General features: G+C 39.0%; 15 protein-coding genes. 9 read left to right on the top strand and 6 right to left on the bottom strand.

Translation table 11 applies throughout. The features are described 5' to 3' along the window. The first annotated feature begins 17 nt into the window (after positions 1-17). From CLV96_RS12660 to CLV96_RS12645, 4 genes are all read left to right on the top strand, one after another. Complete coding sequence (locus CLV96_RS12660) at positions 18-653, top strand: response regulator transcription factor (protein WP_020776149.1); 636 nt, start codon at positions 18-20, stop codon at positions 651-653. Between the two features lie 45 nt (positions 654-698). Beyond that, positions 699-1,211 (top strand): SixA phosphatase family protein, encoded by a 513-nt coding sequence (locus tag CLV96_RS12655; RefSeq protein ID WP_004786681.1) that lies wholly within the window; start codon positions 699-701, stop codon positions 1,209-1,211. Beyond that, positions 1,208-1,729 carry a hypoxanthine phosphoribosyltransferase gene (gene hpt / locus CLV96_RS12650; RefSeq protein ID WP_004787481.1) on the top strand — a complete coding sequence of 174 codons (522 nt, stop codon included), beginning with the start codon at positions 1,208-1,210 and terminating at the stop codon, positions 1,727-1,729. Before CLV96_RS12655 ends, hpt begins: the two co-directional genes overlap by 4 nt. Positions 1,730-1,957: 228 nt before the next feature. Further along, positions 1,958-3,400 carry an NHL repeat-containing protein gene (locus tag CLV96_RS12645; protein WP_004786675.1) on the top strand — a complete coding sequence of 481 codons (1,443 nt, stop codon included), beginning with the start codon at positions 1,958-1,960 and terminating at the stop codon, positions 3,398-3,400. Between the two features lie 316 nt (positions 3,401-3,716). Here the strand turns inward: CLV96_RS12645 and CLV96_RS12640 are convergent, their stop codons facing one another. From CLV96_RS12640 to CLV96_RS12630, 3 genes are all read right to left on the bottom strand, one after another. Next, positions 3,717-7,433, bottom strand: a complete 3,717-nt coding sequence (locus CLV96_RS12640; protein WP_134151977.1) for a fibronectin type III domain-containing protein — start codon at positions 7,431-7,433, stop codon at positions 3,717-3,719. 11 nt (positions 7,434-7,444) lie between these two features. Then, complete coding sequence (locus tag CLV96_RS12635) at positions 7,445-8,152, bottom strand: PilZ domain-containing protein (protein ID WP_004785556.1); 708 nt, start codon at positions 8,150-8,152, stop codon at positions 7,445-7,447. A gap of 532 nt (positions 8,153-8,684) precedes the next feature. Continuing rightward, positions 8,685-9,074, bottom strand: a complete 390-nt coding sequence (locus CLV96_RS12630) for a dihydrofolate reductase family protein (RefSeq protein ID WP_338092318.1) — start codon at positions 9,072-9,074, stop codon at positions 8,685-8,687. 424 nt (positions 9,075-9,498) lie between these two features. On the opposite strand from CLV96_RS12630, the gene CLV96_RS12625 reads away from it, so the two are divergent. After that, entirely contained in the window at positions 9,499-10,959 is a 1,461-nt protein-coding gene (locus CLV96_RS12625; protein WP_040917325.1) for an NHL repeat-containing protein, read from the top strand. A gap of 6 nt (positions 10,960-10,965) precedes the next feature. Here CLV96_RS12625 and CLV96_RS12620 read toward each other — a convergent pair whose 3' ends face one another. Continuing rightward, complete coding sequence (locus CLV96_RS12620; RefSeq protein WP_004785921.1) at positions 10,966-11,877, bottom strand: phosphate ABC transporter substrate-binding protein; 912 nt, start codon at positions 11,875-11,877, stop codon at positions 10,966-10,968. A 109-nt stretch (positions 11,878-11,986) separates the two neighbouring features. On the opposite strand from CLV96_RS12620, the gene CLV96_RS12615 reads away from it, so the two are divergent. Further along, on the top strand, positions 11,987-13,381 hold the full coding sequence (locus tag CLV96_RS12615; protein ID WP_004785422.1) for an OmpA family protein: 1,395 nt from the start codon (positions 11,987-11,989) through the stop codon (positions 13,379-13,381). Here the strand turns inward: CLV96_RS12615 and CLV96_RS12610 are convergent. Both CLV96_RS12610 and CLV96_RS12605 read right to left on the bottom strand, forming a co-directional pair. Beyond that, a complete protein-coding gene (locus CLV96_RS12610; RefSeq protein WP_004784541.1) occupies positions 13,378-14,646 on the bottom strand; it encodes a 1-acyl-sn-glycerol-3-phosphate acyltransferase in 1,269 nt (422 codons plus the stop codon). The two genes, CLV96_RS12615 and CLV96_RS12610, sit on opposite strands and share 4 nt — an antisense overlap. A gap of 47 nt (positions 14,647-14,693) precedes the next feature. Continuing rightward, positions 14,694-17,102 carry a sulfatase gene (locus tag CLV96_RS12605; protein WP_004784612.1) on the bottom strand — a complete coding sequence of 803 codons (2,409 nt, stop codon included), beginning with the start codon at positions 17,100-17,102 and terminating at the stop codon, positions 14,694-14,696. Positions 17,103-17,113: 11 nt separating this feature from the next. Between CLV96_RS12605 and CLV96_RS12600 the strand changes: the two genes are divergently transcribed. Genes CLV96_RS12600 through CLV96_RS12590 form a run of 3 tightly spaced genes read left to right on the top strand, consistent with a single transcriptional unit; the run spans position 17,114 to position 18,867 of the window. Next, positions 17,114-17,980 carry an alpha/beta hydrolase gene (locus CLV96_RS12600; RefSeq protein ID WP_004787510.1) on the top strand — a complete coding sequence of 289 codons (867 nt, stop codon included), beginning with the start codon at positions 17,114-17,116 and terminating at the stop codon, positions 17,978-17,980. A gap of 14 nt (positions 17,981-17,994) precedes the next feature. Continuing rightward, the gene (locus tag CLV96_RS12595; RefSeq protein WP_020776763.1) at positions 17,995-18,432 is read left to right on the top strand and encodes an FAS1-like dehydratase domain-containing protein; all 438 of its coding nucleotides are present in this window, start codon (positions 17,995-17,997) and stop codon (positions 18,430-18,432) included. 15 nt (positions 18,433-18,447) lie between these two features. Next, the gene (locus tag CLV96_RS12590; protein WP_004786111.1) at positions 18,448-18,867 is read left to right on the top strand and encodes a MaoC/PaaZ C-terminal domain-containing protein; all 420 of its coding nucleotides are present in this window, start codon (positions 18,448-18,450) and stop codon (positions 18,865-18,867) included. The last annotated feature ends 62 nt before the right edge of the window (positions 18,868-18,929 follow it).

The raw sequence follows: 18,929 nt of genomic DNA, 5'->3' as shown, positions 1-18,929 counted from the left end.
AAGTCCCAGAAAGATTTTTGGATGGATGCGAAGAATACTCTGAGAATCATAAGGCTGTGGAATCCATAAAAATTGCCATCTTAGAAGACCATTCCGTTGTCACTGAAGGAATCATATCTATCCTGAAATCCAATCCTTTCTTTTCTCTTGCCGGAGAATTTCGAACGGCAGCAGATTTGTTTCATTTTTTAGAATCGAATCCCATTGATATTTTGGTTTTAGACATCGATTTGCCTGACCGAAATGGTATCGACGTATTGCGTGAGATTAAAGAAAAACACCAACCAACAAAAGTCATTATCTTTTCTTTACATGGAAGCCGTGTCTATGTAGAAGATGCCATCAAAGCCAAGGCCGATGGATATATGTTAAAGTCTGACCCTATCTCCAAACTGCCCGAAGTCATTGAACTTGTGATGAAAGGTGGTTCCTTTATCTCCGAGGGAGTGAGCAAAGTACAACTTCCCTTCTCTGCTTTCCAAATGGAAATTTTGAACTTACTTGTACAAGGTTTATCTCAAAATGAAGTGGCAGATCGAATCCAAAAGTCCAGAAAAACTGTGGAATACCATCTCAACCAAATGCGGACAAAATTTTCTTGTAAAAATAATAACGAGCTCATTTCCAAATACGAAAAAGAAATACAAAAATAGTCATTTCGTGATTTCTCAGTCATTTGTTTCGATTAGTATATTGGTATGAAACAAATCTATTTACTTCGCCATGCCAAATCAGAATGGGATGAACCTTATGATTCTGATTTGGATCGCAGCCTTTCCCGGCGAGGGAAAGAACAAACCAAAGCTCTAAGAGAATATTTAAAAGAAAGTCGATTTGAATTTGATCAATGTTTTGTCTCACCGGCAGAACGAACCCAAAAAACCTATACTTCCCTTCGTAAAGAAATACTACGATTCCCCAAACCGGAACTACGCGAATCCATCTACGATGCGGAGAAAGAAGATTTACTTTTTTTGCTGCAAGGACTTACCCCGGCCGTACGTTCTGTCTGCCTGGTTGGACACAATCCTGGGTTAGAAGAGTTAGGAAGTTCCCTCCTGTTTGGGGATTCAGAGGTTTCTCACTTTCAGAAATTTCCGACAGCCGCATTTCTCGGCTTGAGTTTTTCCAAAGATTCATGGAAAGATCTTAGCTGGGGCAGTTGCCAATTGTCGGTATTCTGGATCCCTGGGCAAATAGGTAAAGAATGAAACCTTTATATTCAGAAGAGAGAATCCACCATCGTGTTGAGGAATTGGCTCGAGAGATTTCACGAGATTTCTTAAGCAAAGAATTAGTTGTTGTTGGAATCTTAAATGGTGGTTTCATCTTCACTGCAGATCTATGCCGGAGTATTGCCATTCCACACGAGGTAGACTTTATGGCTGCCTCTTCTTATGGAGATGGAACCACATCTGGAAATTTAAAAATCACCAAAGAGTTAAAAAAGTCAGTTCAAAATAAATCGGTCCTTCTTGTGGAAGATATTGTAGATACGGGCCAAACCTTAGAGTACCTTTTGGAAGAAGTGGGAAAACAAAGTCCCAAAGACTTACGAGTGGCCGCTTTGTTTTGGAAAAAATCGAAAGCCAATCCTCATATTCCTGTTCATTATCCAGGTTTTATCATCGAAGATGAGTTTCTTGTTGGTTATGGTTTGGACTACAAAGGTCGGTATCGTAACCTGCCTTATGTGGCGAAGTTAGAAGGGACGGATTCTACTCTTTAGGAGATTTTATTTTTTTCTAAAACGGCTTAAGATAATAAGGGAATACTGTGAATTTCACTAAAAAGACTTTGGGATTCAATGATTTTTGTAGTGAAATTTATTTCCAACGACACATTAATAAAAAATAAATTGCCAGGAACCTTCCTCTTCTATCCATTTCTCATATAGATGAAGTATATTCGGCTAAATTTCCTTTCTTTGATTTTATTTTTTTACGGAAACTGCCAAATGGCTTCTTTATCCAATCCCTGCGATAGCGAATCCAAAGACTTCTTCCCACAACTTCTGATTTCAGCCAGCATCGAAGGTGGATTTTGCCAGTTACAAGTTGTTAACACTGGAGATCTATACCGATTCACTGATTTTACTTTTTATAAATCGATTCCCATCTCCGTATTACCAAGATTAGGTTCTAAAACGAATGTGAGTGTTCGCCCCAATCTTCCTGAAGGATTGTATGTGGATCCAAATACGGGTGCGCTGTCAGGCAATCCTACCACTCCTGTAGAAAGACAAACTTATACTGTCTATCGTAAAGGTGTGGTGCAAAGCCAAGTTACAATAGAAGTGCGGGATTTAGTAGCCACCAAAGTGTATGGACAGCTAGGGAATTTGAACTGCGCTGATCCTTATGTAAATGGAAGTTGCGGTAGTGGAGGGCCTGCCACTGCTTATAACTTATCGGGACCAAATGCTGTGATCACCGACAATTCTGGCGGTGTTTATATTGCAAGTGGCAATCGAGTTTTGTATTATCCTCCTGACCAAACAACCGCTACACGAGTATATGGACAACATGGGCAATTCACTTGCGATGTCGCAAATGCAAATCCAAATCTAAGTTGTATGGCATTTATCATTGCTGCAACTACATTGGTTGACCCACGAGCACTCTTTTTAGATGCATCGAACAATCTTTTTGTGACCGACACAGGAACCAACCATCGAATATTAGCTTATCAAAATGGGAATACCATTCCCTTTCGTGCCATTGGCGTACCGAATTTTATTACATCTGGAGGTGCAGCAGTGTCTGCTACCTCATTAAATATCCCCACCCATATGAGTCAAGATTCCAGTGGTGGATTCTATGTTTCAGACACTGGTTACAACCGAGTTCTTTACTTTCCTAAGGACGCAAGTATTCCTTCTGAAGTTTATGGACAAACGAATTTTGCAAGTTCAGTTAACACACCAATTTCTGCGAGTAGTCTTTCTAACAACCAAGGAGTAGTTGTCGACTCTGCGGGAGGGATCTACATTGCAGACACAATCAATAACCGGGTTGTGTATTATCCTAAAGGATCTACAACTGCGATAAGAGTTTATGGCCAATCTAACTTTACCACAGGCGTAAGTAGCACATCGAGCAATGGTTTAAACCAACCTTTTGGAATTGCTTTAGACCAAAGTGAAAATTTATTTGTGGCAGATCTAAATAACAATCGTGTTCTTGTCTACCCACAAACCAGTCTTGCGACTGGAATGACGGCAATTGCAGTCGTTGGTCAATTTGGAAGCTTCGGCTGCGGTAATGAAAATAATAATGGAAGTTGCGGTCTTGGCTCAGTTAATGCTCAAAACTTAAATAGTCCCGTTGCCGTTCATTTTGACAAACAAGGAAGGATGTACATAGCAGATTCTGGAAACAATCGGGTTTTGGTGTATTAGTTTGTAAAGAAAAATCGGAGCCGATTCATGTTTGGTTACGATTCTTGCCTCATCGCTAGAAAGGAACACAATTGCAAATTCGCATAACTAACGATTGGCGTTAAAATAAATAGATAGTTCTGTTGTGTTATCTTGTGAGAAAGAATCAAAATCCCAATGTTATAATATTCTTTTCATACTTTTCGGGCGCCTAGAATTGGTTAGGTGATTGTAGTTTGATCCAAACCCAACCGGGCTCCGACAGGATGCGCTAACGCTCACGTCTCACCCAAAGTGGGTGAGACCGTGGCCCTTCGGATCCCTGGCGTGGGATTGGTTACCAGATGAAAAGGGAAGGTTTTGCGGAGTTGGCGTCATTTCGTGTTACTACAATGACTTTTCCATTGATGGAATCCAAGACTGCCCTGGGAAAAAGACCCGTCCATTGCCCTTGTCCAGCCCAAATGTCAGCATACGTACAACTTGTTCCATCTAAATTGCATCGAAATAAAGCGAGCCTTTCGCCAGTAGTATTATTTTTTGTGATTACCAACAACTTCCCATTGACTTGATCTAAACGAACATTGGGATATAATCCAATAGAACCGGTTTTTCCGGCGGAAATATCCGTATGAGTGCAACCGGTTCCATCTAGATTACACTTAAAAAGAGAAGGGGAACCATTATTGGCACCATTTGCTGTTACAACCAACAGCTTACCGTTCACGTAATCTATAACTGCGCTGGGCTGACCACCTGAACCAATGCCCTGCCCAACTGAAATATCTATATGCGTACAATTTGTTCCATCTAGATTACATCTGAATAGACTGGGTTTAGAGCTATTAGCTACATTATAAGTAACTACTAGCATCCTTCCGTTGACTTGATCTATAACTAAACTGGGATTACGACCAGAATTAATTCCTTGTTCTACAGATATATCAGTATGCGTACAATTTGTTCCATCCAGGTTGCATCTAAAAAGACTTGGCTTGCCGGCATTAGCCTCGTTGTTAGTGACAACCAACAACTTCCCATTGACTTGATCGACTGCTAAACTTGGAAATTGACCTGAACCAAATCCTTGTCCCGCCGATATATCAGTATGCGTACAGCTTGTTCCATCCAGATTGCATCTAAAAAGACTTGGTTTGCCAATGGTTCCGTTACCGGCGTTAAGAGAGCCATTATTAGTTACAACCAACAGCTTACCGTTCACGTAATCTATAACTGCGCTGGGTTGACCACCTGAACTAATGCCCTGCCCAACTGAAATATCAGTATGCGTACAATTTGTTCCATCTAGATTACATCTGAATAGACTGGGTTTAGAGCTATTAGCGAAATTAAAAGTGACAACTAGCAACTTTCCGTTAACTTGGTCTATTACTAAACCGGAATAATTATAATTGGAATTATTCCCTTGCCCCGCAGATATATCAATATGTATACCTGGCGAACTTGTTCCCGGTGCTGTTGCCGTAGTTAAAGCCCTTGCTTCCAATATAGAAACCACACTACTTCCTCCACTATTGTTTGCCACCACCCTAAAATAATATAATGTCCCGCTTATTAACCCAGTAATGGTCGCATAAGTGTTGGACACTGGCCCAAAACTGGTCGAAGCCGTTGTCACTCCAGGACTTGTGCTATAGTAAACTGTGTACGAAGTGGCACCTGTCACTGGCGACCACTGCACATACGCACTGGTTCCGCCCGCCTGGGCTTCTACATAAGCGGGAGGATCAATCAGAACTAAATTGGCTTGCAGAGTGACCAAAGAAACGGAAGTTCGATTCCCTCCCGCACAACTACCTGCGTTGTCTTTAAATGAAAATTCAAAGACATACTCGCCATTCTTATCAGGTAAAACTTTTGCAAGCTTAGTCGTTCTGTTTTGGATATCTCCAGTGGCTAAATTGGAGAGCGGAGGTTTAGAAACCACTCGCCAGTTATACTCGTATTGATTTGTTTGAGCCCCGCAAAATGAAGCATCAGGATCAGATGATTGTGATGCATCTAGTGTGGCTTCAGTGCCTAAATCAATGATAAGATTAGAAGTAAACTGAATCACAGGGAATTGGTTGGCGAAAGGTGTGGTTGCTTGGAGAACTCCACTCCATAGACTTCGATTCCCTCCATGGTCAAAAGCACGAATACAAAAATAATGCACGGTTCCCGAAGATAGTCCACTAACTGTGAATTCTAAAGGAGTGCCCGCAGTGGATGCGACTACACTATTTGGAACAAAAATTCCCGCAGAACAGTCGTCATCTGTGACGATAGGAGTGGAACGTCTTCTGATCTCATAGGAGGATGCCGATCCTGTGTTTCCATTGTCACCAACCGCAACCCAGCCGAGTTTGATTTGATGGTAGGACTCGACAGTGGCGGAAGCTGTGGTGATGTCTGCCGGAGGAACTAAATCTGTAGGAGCATAGGTAGTGGCCGATACAGTTCCGCTCCAAGAATTGCGAAGCCCAGAAGAATCAATGGCACGAACACAGAAGTAGTAAGTTGATTGCGGAAGATGTCCATCAATCTCTTTGATTTCTAATAAACCAGAACTTTTGGGGATCATAGTGTGAGCAACCCCAGTTGCCGCATCACACTGAAGGTTATTGGTGATGGGTGAACTGGATTTTCTTATTTCGTAGGCAGACGCTTGTCCGAATACTCCGACACTTCCGGGTGCTGTCCATCTCAGTTGAATTCTAGATGCGGAGAGAGGTGTTGCGACTAAATCAGTTATATTCGAAGGAGCAATGGTATCGGCAACATGAACAGATGCTGATGCTTCTAAGCTTTGATAGGTGGCAAAGACTCCTGCCACACCAGGCGTTGTCGCTGTAAACGTAGATGAGTTTAAATTGCCAATGGGAGAACCATTAAGTCCTACGCCTGTTGCGTGGAAATTAACTGTGACAAATTTTTGAACTCCTGCGAGAAACCCACGAGCTGAAAAGGTAATGGGTTCATTAATTTGGACCCAAGATTGTGTAGGTAAGATTTCTAAGTTATCCACCACAACAGGATTACCCGGTGGGTAAGCTGTTCCGCCTGGTGGACTGCTCGCATTGTTTGGATTGAATCCGTTATCAAGCTCCCAAACATCATTGTATCCATCCTCATCACGATCCGGATTGTATTGGCTTATGTATGTAGGATTCCCAGAATCACTGGGATATAAGAAAGTTCCGGTTGATGGTCTTGAAGTTTTCTGTCCATGGATATCCACTGCAATGATTTGAATTAAAATTCCACCTGGTTTCATCGCTTCGTATGGGATTTTGGATTGGTACCAATCAGAAGTTCCCTCTCTTGCCATAGAATAAAAATTAGTAGGGCCATCAGCAGGTCCAACGACCAAATAGACATTCATTTGGTCACCATCTGGCTCCACCACATCGGCTCTGAGTTGATAAGGCATATGTAATGTTCCCGGTTTTAAATAATAATAAGCACCATTGATGACAGGTGGTAAATTCCCAGGGGGAGGCGTTCCTCCACCAAACATAGAAAAACTCTTTGTATGAAAGACGATGCTTTCAGATTCAAGAGTTGTATTCACCCCTGCCCAACCAGGCATTCTGAGTCCATCTGGTTCTGTATTCATGTTCGATGCATGAAACCCACGACTTTTCCCAAAGTTTAAATTCATCGATTGTGCTTTGGCACGATCGAGAGTGATGGTCACAACCACTTCCTTTTTGAATTGAAATGATGGTGTGACTTCATAAATTGAACTTGTAGGCACAAAACCTGAAGGAAGTGGCACCTGAGTAGAATTATATTTTGTAATTTTAAAATCGACTGTTTCGTCCATCGCTCCTTCTGGAATTAAGATGGTAAAAAGTTCATCACTGGATTGGATACGAGTTCCCGATGGATCTGCGGTTCCCCCACCAGCAGGAACACCTGCATAATTGGAACCTAAAAGTACAATTAAAGAATCATTAGAAAATTCATTTTTGCTTCGATTGAAATCTAAAAAAGCAATACAGTTCCAAAAGTAGAATGTTGTAAATAAAATCCATATAATCTTTTTCATATAAAATTTTCCTATTTTAACTTAACTGAATGCTCTAAATTGATATTTTTTGAGGCAATGATATCCTCGAATATTTTAATCTGTACGGGTTGTAAATTTCGAAAGGCAACACCAAGTCCCTTTGGGTCAATGCGTACAATTCCTGCCTCAATTGTAGTTCCAGAAATGTCTACTTGAATTGTGTCGCCAGGCTCGCCAAGAAATTCAGACCAAACTACATAGAATCCCTTTCTACTAAAATCAATCGTTGTACACTCGATTCCGTTAAGAAGAATTGGTATCTGGATGGGATTTCTTTTCTCATATCGCCAGCCTCTTGGATAAAGCTTGAGATAAGGCGTAGAAATATTCTCCCGAGTTAAATAAAACACTGCTCCGAACCCTAGTATGGTTTGACCAAAAGCAAACAAGTTGAAAGCGATCGGTTTTTGAACAAGAGCGACAATATCAAACAGTATGAATAGAGATGCATAAACCAAAAACAAATACCACCCCCATTTTTTTACGAGTAACAAACCGATGCCAACGGGAATTGCAAGGATTAGGAGTATTAACTCTAAAGGATGTAACCAATCGAAGATTAGCCTTGGATAGGTCCAACGAATATTATGTGCATAGGCGAAAGAAAAATAATTAAAAATAGGAAGAAGTAGAAAATAAAGTCCAAATACCAAAATTGGTAGAGGCCTTTGCAAACGTTTTCGTCTGTCGTTCATCATGAACGCCTAATTCCAATCAGATTGTGATTTTAAGCAAGGAAATTTCATTGATTTTTGACTGAGAAAGAAATTCCTTAAATCCGCCTGTTTCTCTGAAAACCCATCAGATTCCAAAAAAGTCTCAACTATTGTCTGTTACCTTTCTAAATTACCAAGAACCCTCGTTTTAACCAAATCTTACCCATTTTCAGTTGATAAATTATTTTTAAATTTCTATATAGCCAGACACTCGTGATCCAATAAACTCTAGTTATTCGATCCAAGGGGTGTTCCCGGTTGGTGTATCGTTCCATCACACAACCGGGGATATCAATGGAACAGCGACTGCAATCACCAAACTTTGCAACTGGAACTATCTGCGCCACTAGTGCCTCAAAACTATCAGAGCCGAGCCAATCCTTTAGAAATTTCCTTTAACCAACTGGGCCAACTTCATATTGCTTTTCAACAAAGAATCTGATTTTAGTTTTTTTGAAATAAGTTGCAAAACATTCTATAAAAACCAATGATTCAATTCCCATTTTATTTTTCATTAGGTCACTGTTGAATTGAATATTAATAGAGAATCTAAAATTTTATTTGCTAGAGAAAAAAGCGTAACATAATATTTTTTATTAGGGTGGTAGTAAAGTAAAACGGTACCACTGCGAAACAATTTTATTTTAATGAGATTTAATAAGATATGCTGCCTTATGACTTTAAATAAAGGCAAACCACTACCGGCAATCAGGGGATTAACACATAATTGATATTCTTCGATTAAATTAACTTTCGTCAAAGAAACAAATAGACTCGGGCTACAAACAAAAATATCCTTCCCTGGTTGGTTTTTTAACACTAATACTTCTTTTTCAAGATCTTGATTTGCTAATAACTTAGCAGATTTCAAATCCAGGGCTTTCAATGTTCGAGAAAAAACAATCTTCTGAACTTTATCAATGGCAACGGCAAAATTATCTTTCGTTTGATCATCTTAAGAAATAGCCCAAACGGTCTACATATCCATAAAACGATTCACCTGTTTTATTAGAGTAGTCATCGAACAGGTTAGACTAACCTAACTTTATATTTTTTAAGGATTACCCGAATCAAAAGCTTATTGAGTAGTTATCTATTTTGTATCAGATCACAAATATCATTACAATTTAGATTTTTTTTAGTATAAAGTCAGTCGAAAATTTATTTCGTAAAATTTATATGAAAAATTGTTTTTTAATTTAGCGTTAGTTAAACTTTATATTATAAAATATCATTACGATCTGTATCAACTTTGTATGAAACGAATTTCATCGAAATCCCTAAACAAATTTAGCTATATTATTTTGCTCTTAAACTTTTCAATTTCAATGTTTTGCCAATCAAACTCACTCAACCACCCTTGTGATCCAAAGTCTGATTCATTTCTAACTTCACTATTTTTCCAATCGGTTAGTTCGGATAATTCCAATTATTGTGGGCTTGAATTAGTCAACGTGCCTCCTCTAGAATATAATTCATCGAATTATAGAGTGTTTATCAATTTTCCAGTTTCCATCACCCCTAAATATAAAACAAAATCGAATTATTCATTACTAGGAGTTTTGCCAGATGGTTTAACTTTTGATCCGAACCTAGGTGAAATCAAAGGTACTAGTAAAACTGTAACTAGTCCGACTTCCATTTCGATCATTCGAAATAGCCCAGGTTTTGCGATTAAGACTATATCTCTCCAAGTTGTTGACACAAGTCCAATTTTCGTTTATGGCCAATACGGATCATACACCTGTAGTGCCGCATATAACTTTGGGTCTTGTGGAACAGGTACTCCAAATAACCAAAATTTCAGTTCTCCTTATGGTGTTATTACTGATACTTTAGGTGGAGTTTATATTTCAGGAATCCATCGCATACAATATTTCCCACCTAACTCAATGATAGCGACAAGAGTGTATGGACAATCTGGGTTTTTTACTTGTGACATTGTAAATGCGGTTACAAATGGATCCTGTTTAGGCAATTCGATCAGTGCCAATTCATTAAACAATATTCGTGGAATTGGAATCAGTCAATCCGGGGAATTGTATGCGGTCGATATGGGAAATAATCGTGTATTATTTTTTCCAAACCAATCGATCGTTCCGACTTTAGTTTATGGACAATCAGGATTTTCCACTTCAGCAGCAGGAGCCGCGAGTGCGACTTCTTTAAATACACCGCTTGCAGTAGCAATCGATCCAGACGGTGGAGTCTATATTTCCGAATCTGCTTATCACCGTATCTTATACTTCCCACCAGGTTCTACATCGGCGAGTCGGGTGTATGGGCAAACCAGTTTTTCTGGAAGTACCAGTGGAATCTCCAATGAAAAATTAAGTAGCCCCAACCAAATGTTATTGGATCAAGAAGGTGGATTGTATGTTGCAGATAATGGCAATAGTCGAGTCGTATATTTTCCAAAAGGATCTACAACAGCAATTCGCGTATATGGACAACCTGATTTAAATACTTCGGGAGGAGGAAGTGGTCCACTTGGACTTTCTGGGCCAACCGGGATAGCACTTGACCAAAATGAAAATCTTTTTGTATCCGATACAGGAAACAACCGTGTGGTGATGTATCCAAAAACTTCTCAACCTAATGGAATTGCTGCTGTAGCTGTCATTGGTCAGTTTGATGATCTAAACTGTTCTTTGAATAATAATAATGGAAGTTGTTCAGGATCGGCTCTTGGACCGAAAAGTCTCTATTCGCCTACAGGAATTTTTTTCAATCAAACCGGCCAACTTTATATTGCTGACCGAACTAATAATAGAGTGTTAGTTTATTAACTTTATTTACTTCACCGGCTCTGCCGAAACTTCTACTTCTGGAAGAGAGGCTCTTAAATACCCTGATTGTAAAACAGCCACTTGGCCTTGTTCACTAGTTAGGAAAGTAACAAAGGCATCAATTTTATCACCTTGATCTGTTTTATAAATTATAAATAACTCACGAGCTAATTTATATTTTCTGTCATATACGTTTCTCACTGAAGGAGAAACATAAGGATCTTTTTTAGTTCTCGCATAATCCAATGCTTTTAACTTGTCTTTGTTCTCGACAATTGCTGTTCCCATTCCCATATAACCAATGCTATTTGAATTTTCTTGAATGAATTTTGACATTTCAGAATTGTCTTTTACGATTTTTGCATCTTTTGAAAAAACATTAGCTTTGTATTCGTTAAACTCATTTAAACCCAAATCCTTTCTCCTGAGGATATGATTTTGGAAATAATCTTGGGTTCCCGATTTATCATTACGAATCACAATCGAAATGGGAGCATCGGCACCACCTACTTCTTTCCAATTTTTAATTTTTCCAGAAAAGATATCGGAAGTTTGGATCAAGTCAAGTTTTGAAACTGAATTTTTTGGATTCACAACGAGAGCAACACCATCGTAAGCCAATCTTACTTTTTCTAAGTTTCCAGTTTTGCGAAGGTCATCAAATTCGGCTTGGTTTAAATCGCGAGAAGAAACAGCCATATCAATTTCACCTTTTCGTAATCTGTCAATTCCTGATTCGGAACCACCACCTTCGACTGTTACACGAACATTAGAATTCACCTTTTCATATTCAGCTCCTAAATAACGCATCATACTATTCATGGTTTCGGAACCCGCAACTTTTAAGGTTTGTTTGTCCTTACAAGCGACAAAGTTGATTGTAATCAAAATGTAAAAAAGCAGAGAAAGGTTTTTCATGGTAATTCAGGTAAAGCCCAAAATCCATCCTTCGTCAATCGCAAAAACCGCTAGTTTTTTCCATTTCCCCTATTAGTTTTTCCAAAAATTCCCCGATCTTTGTTTCGTGATGACCTTCCACCGATTGGTTTTTTATAGTTTTGTAACAATTCTTCCGTGGGCTACGGCCTCAGCCGACCCAATAGCCAAAACCTCTTTTCAGTGGAAATGGAAGGAAAACCAGGTATTGGAACTAAACGAATACCATGACGTATTTTTCCGCGTCGGCACAAAAACTGTGGAAAGAGAAGATAAAAACAGAGTGGTTTTGAAACCTAAAAAATGTTCAACTGACTCTTGTTTGGTGAATGCATGGTTTGATACCTATCTTCGTTATGGAAAAACATCAGGACCTTTCTGGAAGGACAAAGAATTTTTATCCGATTTCACTCTCTTTCGTAATGGCAGATACGAAGTTCCAAATGAATTTACAATGCCAAACCTCCGCAGTTTTCCGAGTTTCCCCGATGCACCAGTTTCCGTTTCCGATGTCTGGAAATTACCAGCAGAAGAATCGTTTGATTTTAATTCCGAACGCATCCGAGTCAAAGTGATTCCGGAATATACGTTCCAAGGAATCTTTCCTTGGTCAGAAGGAAATTATAAGGGAAATTGTGAGAAGATCACTTATACCTATCCGATTTTTTATAACAAACCAGATGGGGAAAAGATGGTACCAAATGTTCCGTATAAAATTTTTGGATTTGCATCAGGAACTATTTTTTTCAATGCAACACGTGGTGTTCCCGAGTTTAAAGAAGTAAAATTATCATATACCTTCATTTATCCGAATGGAACCGTACAGGAAGCAAACTTCCATATCAAAGGGGTATATTTTCTTCGTAATCAAATTAATGCCAAAGATAAAGAATCCATCCGAGAGGATATCCTGGAAGATTTAATTGTGGGGTATACGGGAAATCCAAATACAAATCAAAATGGTGAATGGGCAAACGGAAAACCAAAAGATCCAAAATCCACTGGAACAATCGCTGATCAAAACAAAAATCTTGTTGGCGAAAACTTAGGACGAATCACAGACACAGGAGAAATTCCCGCTCCAGAAAAAAATTCAGATCCAGAAAAACTTCCCATCACGGTACGAACTTCCGATGACGGAATTGTTTTCTCTTTGGATTCCATTCTTTTTGATTTTAACGATAGCAAACTAAAACCCGAAGCCGAAACTGCTGTTGCAAAAATCGCAGAAATTCTAAAAAAATATCCTGACAGAGAAATTCGAGTTTCCGGTCATACAGACAATATCGGAAAAAAAGAATACAACCAAAAACTATCTGAAAACAGAGCAAAGTCCGTACTTCATTCGTTAGTTGATCAGCACAAAATGGACGAAAAACATATTTCCTTCAAAGGATATGCTGACGAAGTGCCTATTGTTCCCAATGATTCCGAAGAAAACCGACATAAAAATCGCAGAGTAGAAATTACTTTAGTTTTGGACTAACCAATTTCCAAATCAAGTCCAACCGAATACGGGGGAACCATGGGTTCACTCTCTTTTTTTCCTCGTTCCATTAGTATTTCCATTTGTTTGCGAATTTCTGCGAGTAAACTTTGAATGGCGTCTTTTTTTTGGGACTTATACGTTTGAAAGTATGGTGCAAGAGAAAATGCAGGACCAACTACCACATGAGCCTTTCGTGGTCTCATTTCTGTTTTTCCAAAAATATGTTTTTCAAAACTGCAGATCCATTCCATCAAACGCTCTGCAGATGGCCATTGGATTAAATTTTTTGGTTTGGTAATGATAAATGCATAGGCAGTATCCACCAATTGTTTGGCACGACGGATGTTTTGGTCTGTCAGGTGTTTTGGTGTTGTAGAAAGAGGAACACCTGCTTCTAAACGATCCAAAGCAGTGAATAACAATCGAATTTTTTGAATGGCATTGTCTGACTCTTGAAACTTCACATTTAAAATGGAAGCAGCCAAATTCAAAGCCGTGTGTCTTGCCCTTCCCAAACGATAATCAAAATCTTTCCCTTCTGTTTCGGCTCTTGGAATTCCCAGTTCAAATTCAGTTTCTTCCAACATCACTCGGCCCACTGTTAAAAATCTGCGAAGTAATGTCCTTCCACCAGGGTAAAGTTTTAGTTTGCGTTCGATTCTTGAAAGAGAAGTTTCAATGTCAGCAAGGATCGAATCCCTTGAGCCAGAAATTTTATATTTAACAAAGGTTGGTTGTATCCATAATTCGGCATTTGGATCTTTTTCTAAAGCAGCTTCTAATCCCCAAAAAGAAACCTGAGCTACACCAGGCAAAAATGATACCAAATTATCATTTTCACCAGACACCATTCCTTCAGGGTACATAACAAGTTTTCCATCTTTTTCGGATAATATCCGTTTGGTGGTTTTAATTGCATCACGATTGAATGATCCTGAAATTACAGAAAATGCCCCAACACGTTTGATGAGTTCCCCCACCAAACCAAAACCCCAATTAAAAATGCTACGTGATGCCATAAAATGAAACCGTGTTCCAATTTTACTGGCAACATAATAAGCAATGATGGGTTCCAAATCACTTGGTTGATTGGAAAGATACATAACCCTTTTGTTTTTGATTTCTTTTAGGCGAAGTTCATCTTCTTTTTCTATTACAACCCCATCAATGTTGAAGAGAAGTTTAGAAAGAATGGGAAAACCTAAATCCAATCCCAATGCAATTGGGATTTCAAAATGCGGAGGAATAAACAGGTCTTTCATACAATTGTCTTGATAAGTAAGCCAAACCCCTTTGCCAATACGAGCAATTATTCGTGGATGTATCCCCAGGTTTCTAATATTTTTTTCACCTCTTTGCCCATCTCTCGTTGTACTTCCGATTCTCTCGTTCCACTAAAAGCACCGTCGTTATAGACCCAAGGCAAAGAAGAAGTAGGAAACCCTTCTGGTTGCCTTTCTGATACAATTAAGTCTTCTATGTTAGTGATGGATCTTTGGTATTCCAATCCATACCTACCAAAACGAACAGGAATCGTTTTTCCATTCCGTGAAAAACTAAAAAAAGCACCGAGTTCTGGATTCACTGTTTTGAAGACCACCTCTTCACCTTGCGTCACCTTAGAAGGTTTTGATTCTTTTTGTAAGGAAATTGTTTTTGCGGAACCGGAACCCAGTTGGATCGCAGGAGAAATCTCCCAATCATAAATGGATCCTTGGACATTCAAAGATAGGAAGTCACGACAAAGTGCTTCCGAACAAGGGGGAATTATAATTCGTAAATTGTTTCTTTTTAAAAAATTTTCCCGACGAAAATCGGACCTTGCCGTTTGCAAAAGAGTTTCTCCTTCCGGCAAAGGACTAAGATTGTATTTTTCCTCTGGATCTTTTTTTAAATCGTACAACTCTTCGGCCATCGTATGAGGTTCACCTGCCGATGTTCGCCTAACTGTCGTAAACCCGGGATACCTACGAATGTATTTATAATTTTCTGTTCGAACTGATTCCGACATTCTTCCTTCAGTATAAATAAAATTCTCTTTTGGACAAACGCTTGTCATGCGAATGCAAGTGGAATAATCGCTACCTTGGTAAGTTGAATTTTTTGGTATCAAATCAAGAAAACCCAAAATAGTAGGTGCCAAAGACAACAAAGAGGATTGGCCTGAAATTCGAATTTGTCCTCCGTTTGCCTTTTTAGCAAGATCAGACTCTAAATTTTCTTTTAAGGACTTAGGAAGTTTGATAAAATATGGAACGTTTATTTCCTCATCATAATGTGTTTCCCCATGACCAAACCGAGTTTGCATAATGAAATGATAACTATAATCGTGATGAGGACTAAAAAGTTCGCCGTGATCACCGGTCACAATGATCATAGTTTCTTCATATACCCCTTCTTTCTTTAACGCATCCACCAACCGACCAATTTCTCGATCCGTGTAATGCATTTCGCCTAAATAACGTTGCACGGGAGATTCATATTTATAAAATACATTTGGTGGAACGATAGAACGAACTGTGGCCATATCCTGAAGTGGCGGTGAATAAGAGGCGTGAGGAGTATTTAAATTAAAATGTAAAAAATACGGTTTGTCTTTGTATTCTGAAACAAACTCGATTGCTTTGTTTGTGAGAACTTCCGTATCCACGATATCCATTCCCACTTGAAAGGAGTTATGAAATCCTAAATCCAAACCAACCGTTGTGTAATCTAAAAAGAAAACATTATTCATGATTGTTTGAGTAAAGTATCCTGCTTCTCGAAATGTTTTTGCTAAGTTATCTCTTCTTTTCCCATAATAAACTTTTCTTTGATAAGGTTTGGTCGAAAACCAAGAATTCCCCAAACCAAGGTTAGACGAATATTCCGAATGAAAAAATGACATCATCGAAGGTTTAGTCCAATTGCCATTGGCAAAAGGATTCTCAAAAAAAACAGACTCCTTTGCCATCTGATCCATCACTGGAGTGACAGAATGACGGTACCCGTATGATCCAAAAAAATCTTTCCTTGCTGAATCAATCACAATGAGAATCACCGATTTAGGTTTTCCCGGTCCGTGATTTCCGGAAAACTCTTCTCCTTTTGGATATAACAAAGGTTCACCGATAAAAAGAAAACTATCCCGACTCTCCCAAACCAATCGTAATAATTTTTGTTCCCTAATTTCCAAAATTTCTTTTTTAGAAAACCAACGTTCCTTAGATAATCCAGTAAGATCCCATTCTTTTAAAAGAGATTCCCCTGAATAAATTTTGAACTTTCCAGAAACTTGGGTTTGAAATTCTGTTCCACCTAACAAACCTACGAAGGAAGAAAATTCATATTCTCCTTTAGCAACGTTAAATTCATATTCTTGACCGGGTGGAAAAAAAAGAGAATCTAAGGAATGGTTTAAAAAAATCCCTTTGTCTGTATTGAATGTAACTTGTGTATTTTCCCATTTGCGTGAGAGAGGAAGTCCACTTTGACGACCTGGATTTTTTTTCCAATGGTAGGGTAATAAATCATGCGAGACGGCGATTTTTGCTTTTGCATTTCGCAACTCCAAAACCAAATCCACAGGGAAACGTCTTTCCGATTTGTTCAAACAGCTGAAGAGACAAAAACAGATTGTCAGGGCGAAGGGAAGAGTCGCTCGCATATGGAACCAGTTTGGAAAACAGGTTTCCCAAGAATAGGAAAAGTTCTTTCTTTTTAGGTTTCCATCATCCATTCTTGACATCTATGAGTAATTGGGAACAAGCCTACTCCCGTGAGGAGTCTACCTTTCAAAACAAAGACGGCGGAAAAATTTACTATCAAATTTACCGACCTAAATCGGGAGTCAAACGTGTCCTTGTGGTCCACCATGGGATTGGGGAACACGGTGGCCGTTACAATTTTTTATTAGAGGCAATGGCAGAACGCAATTACGCAATTTACCTCATCGATGCCAGAGGTCATGGTAAATCTGATGGCCGTCGTGGTGTCATCACACATTTTTCTGATTTTTTTGCTGACCTCAAAGAGCTAATCGATATCGCCAAACGAAATGAAGGTGTTAGTAAAGTTACCTTACTTGGTCATTCTATGGGTGCAGCTATAACCTTTCTTTACACTGCAACAGACAACTACCAAAATGATTTAGACGCTTACATCTGTAGTGCCCTCCCCATCAAAGTCAAAACTGACCTAGTGATGGATATCAAAAAAGGAGCTGGTGGATTTTTAGCAAAACTTGCACCCACTCTTACAGTTCCCACAGGTCTCGATGTAAATATGATTTCGCATGACAAATCAGTTGTGGAAGCTTATGTAAAAGATCCTTTGGTTCACGGAAATGTCGGAGCGTATTTGGGTGACTATTTACTTAACTGCTACACTCTTGCATTAGAATCGGCTACAAAAATCAATGTACCAATTTATATGTTCCATGGAAAAGAAGATCAAATCGCTCTTGTCCAAGGAACTTTGGATGCCTTTGAAAAGGTAAACTCCAAAGACAAAACAATGAAAATTTTTGACGGATTGTACCACGAAACCATGAACGAACTTCCCAAAGACAGAACCATCGTCTTTAAAGAGTTAGTTTCTTGGATCGATAAACACTAAGGAGATAAATGCCAATGGCAATAACCAAAGATATAGTTGGAAAAAAACTAGATCGTTTTGATTTCACAGTGGAACGAGGAAAGATCAAAGAATTCTGCCTCGCCATCAACGAAAAAAACCCAATCTATTTTGACGTAGAAGAAGCTAAAAAAGCCGGATACTCTGATGTTCCTGCCCCACCAACTTTCCCTACAGTCATTATGTTTTGGGGATACCCAAAGATTTGGAACGATATGGCAGAACTCGGTATCGACCTTTCCAAAATCCTTCACTTAAAAGAAGAGTATACGTATCACAAAATTCTGTATCCGGGCAAAGTGTACGCACAGTCCGAAATTTCTGACGTAAAAGTCGGAAGAGCAGAAATCGTAACTTTCAAAACAACTATCTATGATGAAAAAAATGATCCCATCCTTTCTGCAGAGATGGCTATTTTCATTCGTAAGGATTAATACAGGAGGCTAACAATGGCAAAAATCGAATTTGATAAAGTAGAAGTTGGTCAGACTCTTCCTCCACTCGACATCCCAGTCATCGAACATGCAAATTTAGTTCGTTATGCGGGAGCATCTGGAGATTTTAACCCCATCCACAACGATCCAGACTTCGCAAGAAAAGCAGGCCTTGACGGAACCATTTCTCATGGTATGTATGTTATGGCACAAGTAGGAAGACTTTGCACTTCTTGGGCAGAACAAAAAGACATCGCTTACTTTGGTGTGACTTTCAAAGCCATGACCAAACTAGGTGAAAAACTCACAATCGTCGGAACCATCAAAAAGAAATTTGAAAAAGATGGTAAAAAAACGGTAACTGTACTTGTAGAAGCTAAAAACGAAGCAGGCGAAGTCAAAGCCGGCGGAGATTTAGTCGTCAACGCAGTATAAAAACAAAGTTTAAGTTCTTTTTTGAGATTCTAAAGTCTCTAATTAAAAGAGCAAAATTTGGA

The organism is Leptospira meyeri (genome assembly GCF_004368965.1).
GTDB lineage: Bacteria > Spirochaetota > Leptospiria > Leptospirales > Leptospiraceae > Leptospira_A > Leptospira_A meyeri.
The sequence above is the reverse complement of the archived record's forward strand: the minus strand, read 5'-3'. Positions and strand labels throughout refer to the sequence as shown.